This is a genomic window from Caldifarcimen microaerophilum (assembly GCF_055387105.1).
Window position 1 is genome coordinate 708,854 of record NZ_AP038914.1, and the last position, 13,504, is coordinate 722,357.

Below are 13,504 nucleotides of genomic sequence, written 5' to 3' on the forward strand. Positions count from 1 at the left end.
ATGAGTCAGCCCGAACGTATGGGAGCAGAATTCGCCCTGGTGGGATTTTTCACCTTCGTGGGGGAGGAGCCCTCGGCGGTGCTCCGGGAATTTAAAGAAATCCCCCGGGAGAAGATCCAGGCCCTGGAAGAGGCCATCCGGGACGTGTTTTTCAAAGACTCTTCCGTCCAGGTGGTGCTGTATCCCGCCGTGGTCCCTGTGGACTATGCCCAGGAAGCCATCCGGGACTTTCACCGAATCCTGGAAACGGGGGTGGGTGAGGACAATGCCGGAGACGCCTGACGATCTCAAGGCCGTTCTCCGTCATTATCCCACCGGCATCACGGTGGTCACGGTTCTGGCCCCGGACGGAACGCCCCATGGCCTCACGGTGAACGCCTTCATGTCCCTCTCCATGGCGCCTCCCTCGGTGGTGGTGTCCCTCAACCGGGAAGGGCGCACCGCGCGGGTGCTGGAGGAAGCACGGAAATATGCGGTGAACATCCTGGGCGAAGGTCAGGAGGAGCTGGTGGGGCGGTTTGCGGATCCCCGGCGCTCCATGGAGAAGCGGTTTGAAGGCCTCACGGTGGAAAGGCAAGAGGGATGGGTGATCCTGCCCGAAAGTGTGGGGGTGATCCTTGCGGACGTTCGGGAGACCTTCCCGGTGTACGATCATATCCTGTTTGTGGGGGAGGTGAGGGAAGCCCGCCTGCTCCACCCGGAGCGCCAGCCTCTGGTGTACTGGAACCGGGAGATCTTCCGTGGCCCACATCGTGATCGTTGAGGACGATCCAGACCTGAACCACCTTCTGGCCCTCACCCTCAAAGAACACAACGTCCGGACATTTGACAACGCAGAAGATGCCCTGTTTTTCATGGAAACCCACCCGCCCGATCTCCTGGTGCTGGACTGGATGCTTCCGGGGATGGACGGGCTCCAGGTGCTGCAGTTTCTCCGCACCCGCCCCCGCCTGCAGGGTGTTCCCGTCCTGATGGTCACCGCCCGCACCCACGAGGAAGACGCGGTGGCGGCCCTGCGGGAAGGGGCGGATGACTATATCCGGAAACCTTTCTCCATCAAGGAGTTCACCGCCCGGGTGGAGGCGCTCCTGCGAAGGAAGGAGAAAACCGGGGGGCCCGTATCTTTCCTCCGTTCCGGGGATCTCCTGGTGGATCTTGACGAAAAGACCGCCTATCTGGACGGCAGCCCCCTCCGGCTCACCCCCATGGAGTTTCAGATTCTGGAACTCCTGATGCGCAACGCCCGGCACGTCCTTTCCCGGGAATACATCCTGAGCGCCCTGGGTGTGGTGGGGGATGTCACCCCCCGGACGGTGGACGTCCACATCCGGCACCTGCGTCAGAAACTGGGGGCGTATGGGAAATACATCGAAACCCGCCGGGGTTTTGGCTACCGGTGGGCCGGACCTCCCTGAACCGCCATGAGCGTGTTTCTCTCGGTCTTCCTTCCCCTCTTTGCGGCCATGGATCCCTTCGGGATCTTTCCCCTCTTCGTGGGCTCCACGGCGGACCTCCCACCCCGCTTGGTTCGACGTCTGGCCCTCCAGGCCACCCTCACGGCCATCGGCGTGGGGCTGGTGTTTCTCTTTGCGGGCAAGGCCTTTCTCACCCTGCTGGGGATCTCCATTGAGGATATGCTCGTGGCCGGGGGATTGCTCCTTCTCGTGATCGCCATCCAGGACATGACGTCCGGGGACAAGCCCCAGCGGAAGATCCGCTCGCCCTATTTCGGGGTGGTGCCCATCGGGGTGCCCCTCATCGTGGGACCGGGGGTGATGACCACCCTCCTCACCCTTTCCCAGCGCTATCCTCTGTCGCTGGTGTTTCTGGGCTTTTTCGCCAACACCGCCCTGGTGTTTGTCCTTCTCTTTTTCTCCCGGAACATCAGGGAGCGGATCGGCACCGCCGCAGCCGAGATTCTGTCCAAAATCCTGATGATCTTCCTGGCCGCCATCGGCGTGTCCATGATCCGGGCAGGATGGGGAACCTGATCCTTCACCCGGAAGGTTTGCGTTTCTCCCAATCCTTTAAGAACACTCGAAGATCCTCTATGGGCATGGGCTTTGCAAAATAATACCCCTGCCCTTCGTCGCAGCCCCAGGATCTCAGAAGGGCGAGTTGCGTTTCGGTTTCGATCCCTTCGGCCACAGCCCGGGCTCCCAGATCGTGGGCAAGGTCGATGATGGTCTCTGCAAGGTGAACGGCCCGGGGATTTTCAGAAAGGTTGGCCACAAATGAACGATCCAGTTTGATCCGGTCCAGCTCCAGATTCAGAAGCTGGGTCATGGAAGAATAGCCGGTTCCAAAATCGTCCAGCGCAATCTGACAGCCCAGGTCCTTGATTTGATGGAAAATCTCCTGCGCATCTTCCGGGTTGTGCATGGCGGCGGCCTCCGTGATCTCCACCACCACCCGCTCTGGGTCCACGCCCGTCTCCCGTAGCGCCCGATCGAGCCGCCCCAGCATCTGACGGGTATAGAGTTCACTGGGAGAAAAATTCACCGCCAGCCATAAGGAATCCTTCTCGAGCGAGGCAAGATCTTCAAGGCTTCTCTGAAGGACAAATTCTCCCAGTCTGCCGATCAACCCCATCTCTTCTGCCAGGGGCACAAACTTGCTGGGCGGGATGCCTCCCAGAAGAGGATGATACCACCGAACCAGGGCCTCAAGGCCCACCACTGCCAGCGTCTCCATGTTCACCACAGGCTGATAAGCCACATCCAGACGGTCCCCCTGAAGGGCGGCTACCAGTTCATTCCGAAGAGGCACCACTTCGAGGAGGCCTTTTTCCATCTGTTCACTGTAATATGATTTTACAGACGTGGTGGTGGGGCGAATGGTGGTGATGGCAAGCCGCGCACGAAGCAAAAGATCCCGTGGGTTATCCGCATCCAGCGGGAATATGGCCACCCCGATGTGCGGGGTCAGGTAAATCTTTTCTCCCCCGTCTTTTTCCACGATAAAGGGCTGATCAAAAGATTCATTGATGCGATCCACCAGCTGAACAAGGTCCTGAAATCCCCTGACTCCCGTGAGCGCAAGGGCAAATTCCTCAAGTCCCGTCCGTCCCGCGATCGCATTGGATCCAACCACCTCCCAAAGGCGCTCTACAGTATCCTGGAGGATACGATCGCCTATATCATGGCCGAATAACACATGCACTTCGTCAAAGCGGTACAGACGAACCACGACGACGGGCAGGAACGCCGGATCCGAGTGCAGCACATTCTGAAGTCTGTGGAAAAAGGCTTCCCGTGTGAGCGCACCGGTCACCGGATCCCTTTGCTGGGCAATGCCCAGCACATAGGGGGGCGCTTTCAGACTCTCAAAATCAAAATCGTACAACGATAGCACCCTGTAACGTTCCTTCTCCATCGCCTCTGCGCTCAAAAAGGTCCGAATCCACTGCCAGGTCTTCCGAAAACGGTAACGAACAAAAAAAGAATCCGGAGAAGGCGCACGCACTTCTCTCATCAGAGGTTCCCGATCCTCCGGGTGGACCCGTTCCCAGAATCCGTCATCCAGAAGGTCCTCCCCCTTCAGATCGGTATACATTACCCAAGAACGATTGACCTGTGAGTTCAGGATCCGGACGGTTCCCCCGGACAGATCCCACTCTTCCATCCGCGCCGGAAGGGGAATTAGTTCCACGTTGATCCGATACATGCCCACCCCCTTTTCCATAATGCTTCTCGGTACACAAAGTGTATCATCGCCCCCCCGAACCATCCACCACGCACACCGAAACTCCTCTTTTCTACAAGGAAAATCCCGCCCCTTTCGATCGTTCCGCGGTCGTTCCCTGTCCCATTGTGAAACTGCTCGGCCGTTTCTCACACCCCTTCCAGGGCCTGATCCAGATCCGCCACCAGGTCGTCCGGGTCCTCCACTCCCACGGAGATCCGGAGCAGCGTGTCCACGATGCCCCGGGCGATGCGCTCCTCCTCGGGGATATAGGCGTGGGTCATGGTGGCCGGGTGGTTCACCAGGGACTCCACCCCACCGAAACTCTCGGCAAGCTGGAAGATCTGGAGGCGATCCAGAAAGCGCTGGAGCCCGGCCCGGTCCGTGGCCAGGACCACGCTCACCATCCCCCCCGTGTCCGCCATCTGTTTCTGGGCGACGGGGTTGTCGTCTGTGAAATACACCCGTTCCACCTTCGGGTGCCGCCGGAGAAAGTCCGCCACCTTCCGGGCGTTGTCCGAATGGGCCTTCATCCGGAGGGGCAGGGTGCGAAGCCCCCGCAGAACGAGAAAGGAATCCATGGGCGAGGGCACCGCCCCCACGGCATTCTGGATATACCGGAGCCGCTCATACAGTGCCGGGTCCCGGGTGACCACCGCACCCCCGATGATGTCGCTGTGCCCGGAGAGGTATTTCGTGGTGCTGTAGACGGAGAAGGTGGCCCCCAGGTCCAGGGGGCGCTGGAGCACCGGCGTGGCAAAGGTGTTGTCCACCGCAAGCCAGATCCCCTGGGGAGCCGTGACTTCGGCAAGACGGCGGATGTCCACCACCTTCAGGAGGGGATTGGTGGGGGTCTCCACCCACACGAGCCGGGTGTTGGGGGCAAAGTCTCCATACGCCTCGGGCTTTGAAAAATCCCGGTATTCCACCTCAATCCCCAGCTTCCCATACACCCGATCCAGAATCCGCCGGGTGCCCGCATACACATCCTCCTCGCACACCACCCGGTCTCCCTTTTCCAGAAGGTGGAGGACCGCATCCATGGCGGCAAGCCCTGAGGCAAAGGCCAGGGCTTTCCCCCCTTCCAGCGCACCCAGGGCTTCCTCCAGCGCCCACCGGGTGGGGTTGCCCGTCCGGCCGTATTCCGTGCCCCCCAGGGGTTTTCCCGGCTCGTGCTGGCGAAAAGTGGAAGAGAAATACACCGGGGGATTCACCGCGCCATACGGATCGTTTTTGAGGACACCCGCCTGCACCGCCAGCGTCCGGAGTTTCCAGTCAGGCTTCATCGTTCTCCTCCAGATCGTCCAGAAAGGTGTAGCCCCGTTCCTTCAACCATTCGGGGTTATAGACCTTGGAAAGATACCGCTCCCCCCGGTCCGGAAGCACCATCACCACCCGCCGAATCTCCGGATGGGCCTGGAGGTATTTCAGGGTTCCCGCCAGAATGGCCCCGCCTGAACCACCGGTGAAGATCCCTTCCCTGCGAGCAAGAAGGTGCGTAAAACGAAAGGACTCCTCATCCGTCACGGTCACCACGTCGTCCACAATGGAGAGGTCCATGGTGGAGGGGAAGAAGTCCTCTCCGATCCCTTCCACATCGTATTGGTGAGGCGTGATGGTCTTCCCTTCCCGCACATAGGGGCCATACACGGATCCCACCGGATCCACCCCCACCACCCGGATACCCGGGATACGCTCTTTCAGGAATTTCCCGGTCCCGCTGATGGTGCCTCCCGTGCCCATGCCGGCGATGAAGGCGTCCAGTTCTCCGCCGGTTTCCTCCAGGATTTCCGGTCCCAGGGTTTCGTAATAGGCCCGGGGGTTGTTGGGATTGGCATACTGGTTGGGATAAAAGGCCCCCCGTTCCTCGGCAATGCGCCGGGCAACGGAATAATAGCTTCGCGGGTCGTCGGGAGGCACCTCGGTGGGGCACACCACCACCTCGGCCCCCAGGGCTTCCAGAGCCCGGATTTTCTCCGGGGCCACCTTGTCCATCACCACGAGCACCAGGCGATACCCCTTGATGGCTGCAATCCAGGCCAGGGAAAATCCGGTGTTGCCGGAGGTGGGTTCCACGATCCAGTCGCCGGGTTTGAGGCGTCCCTCCCGCTCAGCGGCTTCAATCATTTTGAGGGCCATGCGGTCCTTCATGCTTCCCCCGGGATTCAGAAACTCCAGTTTGGCCAGGATCTCCCGGGGCGGATCCAGGTTGGGACCGAAATGAACGAGACGCACCAGAGGCGTGCGTCCGATGATGTCAATGAGGGTGGGGATGTCCTTCATGTTTCTCCTCCAGAAAGCGTTTTCCGTATTGCTCGAAAAGCCAGAGGGCACCCCGAAAGGGGACATCGGATTCCACCTGAAAATCCGGAAGGGCCCGGGCGAGAAGGGGGGCATCCCCTCCGGTGAGAAAACGCGCGGATGCGGGAAAAAGGCGGGATTCCAGAAAGGAGGAAAGCTCCCGGACGGCACCGGCGCTTCCCCGAACCACGCCCAGTCTCATGGCCGATTCGGTGGAACAGCCCGGGTCTTCGGGGATGTCCGCGCCCACCAGGGGAAGGAGGGACGTGTGCCGATGGAGGGCACCGAAAGCCATGGAGAGTCCGGGCAAAATGGCGCCCCCCGCATAGCCCCGTTCCGGGTGAATCAGGTTCACGGTGATGGCCGTCCCCGCATCCACGATCAGGGTGGGGACCTTCCGGCTCATGCCATAGGCCACCAGGAGAAGACGGTCTTCTCCAAAGGTTTCCGGACGGGCATAGCACACCGGGAGAACGTCGCGAAAGGCCCCCCCCCGGAGAAGGTGACGGCTCGTCTCCTCAAGCAGGGGCCAGGCACGCTCCTCTTCCGCCCGGTTCACGCTGAACCACAGCGTCACGTCCACCCGCCGGGTGGGGGCGGGAAAGGGGTAGGTCCCCTCCTCCCGGTGGCGGATCTCTCCTCCTTCCGCAAGGGCCGTTTTCCAGCGGGTGTTTCCGAACACCACCACACGCACCATCGCAACCTCCCTGATGGGGGAAAGTATAGGGAGCGGGGGATGAAGGCTCAAGGGGAAACCACGCCCCGAGATATGCCAGAAACCTTATCCGGTGTCTATGGAAAGGCTCCCGGCGGATGGCGTGCGCCATCCCCCGGACCGTGTTCAGGGACCCCCAGATGACCCTGCATGAAAAATTCAGGGGTCCCAGGCGTTGCCGTATGGCAACACCTGGGATAGTTCGCCCAGCGTGCGTTTTTCACTCTTCCGGCGCGGCTTCCTTCACCCCCTCCAGCACTTTCTGGACTTCCATCTCCATGTCTTCCACATCGGGAAAGAACCGGTGGCCCATCCCCCGGAAGCGGATCATGAAGGGCGGCTCGCTCATGAGTTTGGCGAAGGCCTCACTCCCCAGGGTTCGGTGCAGGGCCAGGAGGGCCTGCTTCTCGATCTCGTGAAGTTTGGCCCGTTCGCCATTCAGCCGATCCAGCGCACGGCTCAGGTCCTTTTCGGATGCGTCCGGGTCCCGGAGGGTGCGGTCCACGGCGAGTTCGGCAATCCGGACCTCGGTGTGCTGGCGCATCCATTTCGGCACCCATTCCGACTCCAGTTTCTCCAGATCCTTCGCCTTTTCCGGTGCGACCTCCCGGGCCTGGCGGAAGAGCTGGGGGAGGTCCCGCCTCGGCCGCCAGAAAGGCATGTCTCCGCCGGGCTGGGCGGTACCCGGCGTGGCCCATCCCAGTGCCAGGATCAGGGCAGCCACCGCCATGCGCATGGTTCACCTCCTGTTGGATCCAGCCATCCTGATAGACGGGCCCGCCCCCCTTCCGGTTCCCGAACCATTTTTCCCGCTTCGCATGAGCAATTCCCCGGGCACCAGTGGGGCCGGATCTTGACAGGGCGGAGGGCCTTCTATATCATTCGGCCGATGCACACGAGGGGGTAGGATGAAGCTGTTCCTGACTGTGCTTCTGGCGATGGGGGGTGCCGATCTGAACGCTCGCTTCATCCAGGGCCTTGCAGACTGCGAGCCCTTCGAACAAGCCCTCCTCCAGTTCCTCCCCGAAACCCTCGTGGTCTTCCCCACTGAAAACTATTACTATTTCCACGTCTCCCACTGTGGTGAAGAATACCGCGGGAACCTGAACTTCTCCATCTTCTATCCCGAACCCGAAGTCCGGGTGGTGTACTATCCCACGTTCAACCTCTCCCTCTACGATTCGGCGCTCAGCCTCGACCCATCCATCACCGTTCATCGCTTCACTTCAAAGAACGGGCTCGAAATCCATCCCCTCAAGAAGGACCTTTTCAAAATCCATATCCCTCTTGGCGATTTCCTCGTTCGCTTTGCGGAAATCCCCCAGTCACCTCCGCCACTTCCTCCAGGGTTCTCTTTTATTTTTCGAACCATGGATGAATCGGGCCTTCTCTTTGTCCTGGCCTATGAACACCAGGCGGAAGACTTCGTTTGGTTTCTGAGCGATACGCAATTTGTTCCTGTTCACCTTCAACAGATTGGAAAGGAACCCATCTCTGTTCATCCCCGTTCAGGGTTTGTCTTTGTCCAGGTGGACTCCATGCTCGTCCTCGTGGGGGTGCCCGAGATCAACCGGGTGGAAAACAACTGGTATGACGGCCCCTTTGACCAGCTGAACGACAGAGCATGGAACCCTGAACTTTCCCGTATTCTTCAACGGATTGCTCCGAAACACGCCCAGAAAGAGGTGGACAGTCTGGGTTATTACAAGGGGCAGGACACCCGATTCGCCATCGGGAATTACAGTCACTACATAACCATTGGAGATCTGATTCAGAAAATCCGGGGCTGTGCGGATGAGAACTACTCCCTGGCGTGTCTGCGCAGCTCTGGTGTGATAGGGTGGTCATCGTTCTAACCAAACAGGAGGTGTCCCATGAAGGGTCTCAAACTGACCGCCGTCCTCCTCACCCTCTCCCTCGCACTCCCCGCCGTGGGAAGTGCACAGACGTATCACAAACCCGACGTAAGTCAAGCCTGGTGCGAAGGCACACCAAAATGTATGCTCAGTACTCCGCGCGCAGGCGTGCCCATGCTCAAAATCCTTCTGGAACATTTCCGCAAATCTGAGAGGAAGGGGGCGCAGCCGCGCCTTCATCACAACTTATGTGCATCCTGGCGGGGAACTGTGCGTGATTGCAGCTAATCCCGTGTAAATGGCCACCCTCCCCTTCCTGAATCAAATCCCCAGGAGGGGGAGGGTTATAGGAAATGATGTGACATGGTGAGGAGTGTTTCTTCGGTTGTTATGTTCTGTTTGTTTGCGATCTTTGACAACTTCCTACCTTCATCCAATACTTGTCCCGTCTTTATCACAGGAGGTGTGGGATGGACCTGGTGGTCGCGCTGCTTCTCACCACGGTCCCGGGACAGCCTCCCACCCGGGAATTTCTGCGGAAACGGGAGGCCTTTCAGCATCTCCCCCGCCTCACCGCTTTCTGGCCCCAGCAGCAGGGTTTTGACATCCTCTCTTATGACTACACCCTCCAGCTCGTCCCCGATTCGAACTATATCTTCGGCACCGCGCAAGTCCTCATCGTCTGCACCTGGTCCGACTCCGGCCGCATCATGCTGGACGACACCCTTTTCACCGTGGACTCCTTCCTTGTGAACGGGAACCCGGTCACACCTCTCCGCATCGAAGATACATTATTTTTCCCCCTCCCCGCCGAAACGTCCCAAGTGACACTGGGATACCATGGTTCTCCTATGGGCTGGAATTTTCCTCTTCCCGGTGTACCGCGACACTTCGCGTCTTTTGCTGAACCCTACGACGCCCACCGGTGGATCCCGGTCCATCTCGCCTGGAACGAAAAAGCCGACACCGTCCGGTTTCACGTTCTGGTCCCCCCGGATGGATCGTGGCCGCCAACGGCCTCCCCACCGGAACCGACACCACAGGCCCCTGGTGGATCTATCACTGGGAAACCCGCTATCCCATTGCACCTTATCTGATTTACATGAGTGCTTCACCGGAATACGTGGTTTTGAAAGACACTGTCCAGATCCAGACCGACACGGGTGTGGTCTTTCTTCCATACTGGAACTTCTTTTTTGAAGGGGACTCGGCCGACTTTGGTGCCGTTGCCCATGTGCCGGATATGCTTCAGTATCTGAGCGACCTCTTCGGGCTTTACCCCTTTGCCCGGGAAAAATACGGCCACGCCTCGGGATACAGCGGTATGGAAAACCAGACCATCACGGCGTACACACCCCTTTCCTCAGATCCCTACAGTGCAGACTTCCTTCTCGCTCACGAACTGGGTCATCAATGGTGGGGAGACTGGATCACCCCCATCAACGTGGACCATCTCTGGCTCAAGGAAGGCTTTGCCACCTGGGCAGAGGCCCTGTATATCGGTCACCGGGATTCCAGTCGACGGGACACCGATATTCCGCGATTTTATTTTGTTTATATGAACAGCATTATGGACGACTTCTTCACGTACGGCATGGATCAGGGCGATCATCATTACCCCATTGTCCCGCCTCTGCCCAACTATTACAACACCAACTCTTATGACAAAGGCGCCTGCATCTTCCACATGCTCCGCTTCATCCTGGGCGACCCGGTCCTCTTCGGAGCCCTCCGCGTCTGGGGCAACCTCCACGCCTACGGCAACACCACCACCGACGACCTCATCCAGATCCTCCAGTGGACCAGCGGCCAGGACCTCTCCTGGTTCTTCAACCCCTGGCTCTATGAACCCGGCTTCCCCTTCTATCTCTACGGCTGGCGCCAGGAAGGAGACACCCTGGTGATCGGCATCCGGCAGGTCCAGGATTCCCTCGTGACCCCCTCCGCCCCCCTCTATCGCATGCCCCTCCCCTTCGAACTCGTCTTTTCCGACGGCGCCCGAGACACCATCATCCTCTGGAACGATGCCGTCCCCTTCCAGACGTTCCGGTATCCCGTCGGCAACCACGTCGTCACCGCCGTGAACCTGGACCCCCGGAACTGGATCCTGGAAAAGCACGTGGAAGACCCGGACGTCTTTGTCTTTGAAAATCAAACCCCGCGTGTGAGCGCCCGTCGCTGGAAGGTGATGGGACAGGGCAGGGTTCTTCTGGTCGGTCCCTGGAAACGCCCCCGCTTCGCCCTGGACCTGATGGGCCGCAAAATCCCTCTCCGCGTGCGTCCCACCCCTCAGGACTATCTCCTGGAACTCCCCCGTGGGGTGTATTCCGTTCAGGGCGTGCGCATCCTGGTGCCGTGAGGGGCTGAGTCCGACCTGACCGTGTGGAGGGCCACGCCCTATCGGATCAGGGTGACGCGACCCCGAAAGCGTCGTGATCCGTCACGGATTTCCCAGAACATCACCCCTTCATGGAGCCCATTCCCGAACCGAAGGGGATCGCGGATGGGGCCTGACAGCCACCTGTCCATGGCTTTTCGCCAGGAGAGGCATTCTACCAAAGGATGTGCAAGATCTCTCTAGTTCCGAGGATGAAACACTCCCAAAACTACAAGCCGTAATCCCATAGATCCAGGGCCAAAGAACGATTCCGGAAAAACGAAGGGGGGCCCGAAGGTCCCCCTTGTAGTCATGCACCCGGTTGCCTGCACATCAGCGCAGGATGGGCACCCGCTTGACCACCTGGCGGCTTCCCGCATCCAGACGCACGAAATACAGGCCACTGGCCAGATCCTTCGTGCTCACCTGGACGGTGTGCACACCCGCCTCCATCCGACCCTTCGCCAGGGTCCGCACCCTCCGGCCCATCGCATCGAAGAGGGACACCTCAACCTCTCCCGGATCGGCCAGGACAAACCTGACCGTGCATCCCTCCCCATGGGGCTTCACCGTCAGGGCCAATAGGAACGATTCCTGACCCGTCCAGGATTCCGTTACATCGTCAGGCACGCACCACGAGATAAATCCATAAAGAAATTGTATCATTGCCGTCGTGTCATAGTCGAAGGCCTCGGGCACACCGTCAGGTCCTCCTCCCGCCGTGTCCACAATGTTCGTCACGAAATCGTGAATGGGCGCTCCCGAGAAATAGGTGCAGAATGTCCCCGCGTCGTGCGCCACGCCCACCACATCCTGGGTCGGATCGTCGTACAGGAAGTCCTCACCCACACCCGCAACCGAGAACACATAGGGCAGCCACAGGTTGTTGTCATACACATACACGCCACCCGAAAGGGCACCCGTCACCGGAGAAGTCGCATCCCCCAGGAAATGAATGGTCGTGTCGTTGTTCGCCGTCAGCCCACCGCTCGCCGGATCCGTCCCCACAAAGTCGTCAAACGCCTCCCCAATCCCGAGATAGTCATACGCAAACTGACCCGGCGACAGCGTGATCGGCGCATCGTACGGACCATAGCCAAACCCACCCGCAAACAGATCCTGGGAAATCACCAGAAGATTCCCACCGTTGTCCAGATACTGCGCAAACAGCGCCGAATCCACCGCAACCTCGCCAGCAGAAAAGCTCGTCACAACGATGGCCTCATAGGGGGTCGGGTTCCACTGGGGATCCCCCACAATCACCGACGCATCCGGAATCCCCGAAAACGCTGTCTGCCAGATGTCCGGGCTCTTGCCAGCCGCACCCAGCACGGTGAGGAGGGCGTTGTAAAACGCAAGAATCCCATCGTCCACGTTGTCCGAAAGGATCCACAGCACCTCACCCACCTTCTCACCAATCACAAAGGACGCCTGCGCACTCTGACCCGCTACCCCCTGAAGGTCCGTCGCACTCACATAATACAGTACCTCCGTCCCCGCCGCCAGCGGATTCCCCGTAAAGTCCAGCGTCCCTTCCCACACACCATTCGTCGAATCCCCACTCACCAGACTCATCGCCACCGAATTCCACGTCGCCCCTCCATCCGTCGAATAGTTCAGCATCACCGTCGCCGGATCCACACCACTGCTGTCCGCAGGCACACCCAGATCCACGATCGACGCCTGAATCACAAACGGACCATCACGATCATACGTGTCCGACAGATCCACCACGTCAATCTGCGGCGGAATGTTCTCATAATACTCCACCGCCGCATAAATCGTGTGCGCATGCCAGTTGTTGTACCACCCAGGACTCACCCCAAAACTCGCAAGATCCTGCTGATACACCAGCGAATGCCACCCATAGTTGTTCGTCTGATCCCCCGCCGAAATCACCATCCACGGCTCACCCGATCCATCCGTCCCCGTCGTGAGCGGCGTGTACCCCGCCACAAAAATGCTCGTCCCCACATCCACCGGCGCAGGAAGCGTCAACCACGTGATCCCACTCGCCGTCACCGTCGTGAACACCTCCCCATATTTGTTCGCAAGATCCCACGGCGACGGTCCCGGCTGGTCAATCCCCAGATGGTAGTCCACATAGTCCCCCCGACCATTCTGACCAGGCGTCTCCACATCCACTCCCGCAGCCAGCGGCGCCACCACCCCATACAGGTCCGCACTCGTCACCGTGTTCAGATACACATAAAACCCCACCGCATACAGCGAACACGCCGCCTGGCACTGAAACCACGTCGCAAGCGTGTCCTGCGGATCAATCCCCGAATAGATGTATTGAGGGTTCGTCGAATACGTGAACGTGTCCGGAATCCCCAGCAACTGCTCCGATCCTCCTCCCACTCCACTCAACCCCACCACATCCGTCGGCAACCCACCTTTCAGCGGTACCACGTCCACCCCGCCTCTCCCATCCGGCACCAGCAGGGCCCGCGTCCCCGCTCCCAGACTCCCCGCCATCATCAGCAGGGAGAGCGTCAGGCCTGCCACAACACCCTTCATTGTTTTCCCTCCTGCCCAATCAAAAAACAAAGGGGGGCCCAAAGGCCC

General features: G+C 59.6%; 13 protein-coding genes. 7 read left to right on the top strand and 6 right to left on the bottom strand.

Going from position 1 to position 13,504, the window contains the following annotated elements; genetic code table 11:
- From AC6HU3_RS03360 to AC6HU3_RS03375, 4 genes are read left to right on the top strand one after another with little or no spacing between them, the layout of a single operon-like run.
- Window positions 1-282 carry a hypothetical protein gene (locus tag AC6HU3_RS03360; RefSeq protein WP_497474649.1) on the top strand — a complete coding sequence of 94 codons (282 nt, stop codon included), beginning with the start codon at window positions 1-3 and terminating at the stop codon, window positions 280-282.
- Window positions 266-763 carry a flavin reductase family protein gene (locus tag AC6HU3_RS03365; RefSeq protein ID WP_497474650.1) on the top strand — a complete coding sequence of 166 codons (498 nt, stop codon included), beginning with the start codon at window positions 266-268 and terminating at the stop codon, window positions 761-763. Before AC6HU3_RS03360 ends, AC6HU3_RS03365 begins: the two co-directional genes overlap by 17 nt.
- Window positions 741-1,415: a response regulator transcription factor gene (locus AC6HU3_RS03370; RefSeq protein WP_497474652.1), complete on the top strand. Its 675-nt coding sequence runs from the start codon at window positions 741-743 to the stop codon at window positions 1,413-1,415. Before AC6HU3_RS03365 ends, AC6HU3_RS03370 begins: the two co-directional genes overlap by 23 nt.
- A 6-nt stretch (window positions 1,416-1,421) precedes the next feature.
- Window positions 1,422-1,991 carry a MarC family protein gene (locus AC6HU3_RS03375; RefSeq protein ID WP_497474654.1) on the top strand — a complete coding sequence of 190 codons (570 nt, stop codon included), beginning with the start codon at window positions 1,422-1,424 and terminating at the stop codon, window positions 1,989-1,991.
- A 4-nt stretch (window positions 1,992-1,995) separates the two neighbouring features.
- On the opposite strand, the gene AC6HU3_RS03380 is transcribed toward AC6HU3_RS03375, so the two are convergent.
- From AC6HU3_RS03380 to AC6HU3_RS03400, 5 genes are all read right to left on the bottom strand, one after another.
- Window positions 1,996-3,666 carry a putative bifunctional diguanylate cyclase/phosphodiesterase gene (locus AC6HU3_RS03380; RefSeq protein ID WP_497474656.1) on the bottom strand — a complete coding sequence of 557 codons (1,671 nt, stop codon included), beginning with the start codon at window positions 3,664-3,666 and terminating at the stop codon, window positions 1,996-1,998.
- A gap of 167 nt (window positions 3,667-3,833) precedes the next feature.
- Window positions 3,834-4,970: a trans-sulfuration enzyme family protein gene (locus AC6HU3_RS03385; RefSeq protein WP_497474658.1), complete on the bottom strand. Its 1,137-nt coding sequence runs from the start codon at window positions 4,968-4,970 to the stop codon at window positions 3,834-3,836.
- Complete coding sequence (locus AC6HU3_RS03390; protein ID WP_497474660.1) at window positions 4,960-5,967, bottom strand: PLP-dependent cysteine synthase family protein; 1,008 nt, start codon at window positions 5,965-5,967, stop codon at window positions 4,960-4,962. Before AC6HU3_RS03390 ends, AC6HU3_RS03385 begins: the two co-directional genes overlap by 11 nt.
- Complete coding sequence (locus AC6HU3_RS03395; protein WP_497474662.1) at window positions 5,942-6,682, bottom strand: type III pantothenate kinase; 741 nt, start codon at window positions 6,680-6,682, stop codon at window positions 5,942-5,944. The genes AC6HU3_RS03390 and AC6HU3_RS03395 overlap by 26 nt, the downstream gene beginning before the upstream one ends.
- A gap of 238 nt (window positions 6,683-6,920) precedes the next feature.
- Window positions 6,921-7,436 carry a hypothetical protein gene (locus AC6HU3_RS03400; protein WP_497474664.1) on the bottom strand — a complete coding sequence of 172 codons (516 nt, stop codon included), beginning with the start codon at window positions 7,434-7,436 and terminating at the stop codon, window positions 6,921-6,923.
- A 172-nt stretch (window positions 7,437-7,608) separates the two neighbouring features.
- Between AC6HU3_RS03400 and AC6HU3_RS03405 the strand changes: the two genes are divergently transcribed.
- The 3 genes from AC6HU3_RS03405 (at window position 7,609) to AC6HU3_RS03415 (ending at window position 10,915) form a co-directional block, all read left to right on the top strand.
- Window positions 7,609-8,556 (top strand): hypothetical protein, encoded by a 948-nt coding sequence (locus AC6HU3_RS03405; protein WP_497474665.1) that lies wholly within the window; start codon window positions 7,609-7,611, stop codon window positions 8,554-8,556.
- A 470-nt stretch (window positions 8,557-9,026) separates the two neighbouring features.
- On the top strand, window positions 9,027-9,653 hold the full coding sequence (locus AC6HU3_RS03410) for a hypothetical protein (protein WP_497474667.1): 627 nt from the start codon (window positions 9,027-9,029) through the stop codon (window positions 9,651-9,653).
- On the top strand, window positions 9,560-10,915 hold the full coding sequence (locus AC6HU3_RS03415; protein ID WP_497474669.1) for a M1 family aminopeptidase: 1,356 nt from the start codon (window positions 9,560-9,562) through the stop codon (window positions 10,913-10,915). Before AC6HU3_RS03410 ends, AC6HU3_RS03415 begins: the two co-directional genes overlap by 94 nt.
- Before the next feature lie 351 nt (window positions 10,916-11,266).
- Here AC6HU3_RS03415 and AC6HU3_RS03420 read toward each other — a convergent pair whose 3' ends face one another.
- A complete protein-coding gene (locus AC6HU3_RS03420) occupies window positions 11,267-13,456 on the bottom strand; it encodes a T9SS type A sorting domain-containing protein (RefSeq protein WP_497474671.1) in 2,190 nt (729 codons plus the stop codon).
- Between the last annotated feature and the right edge of the window lie 48 nt (window positions 13,457-13,504).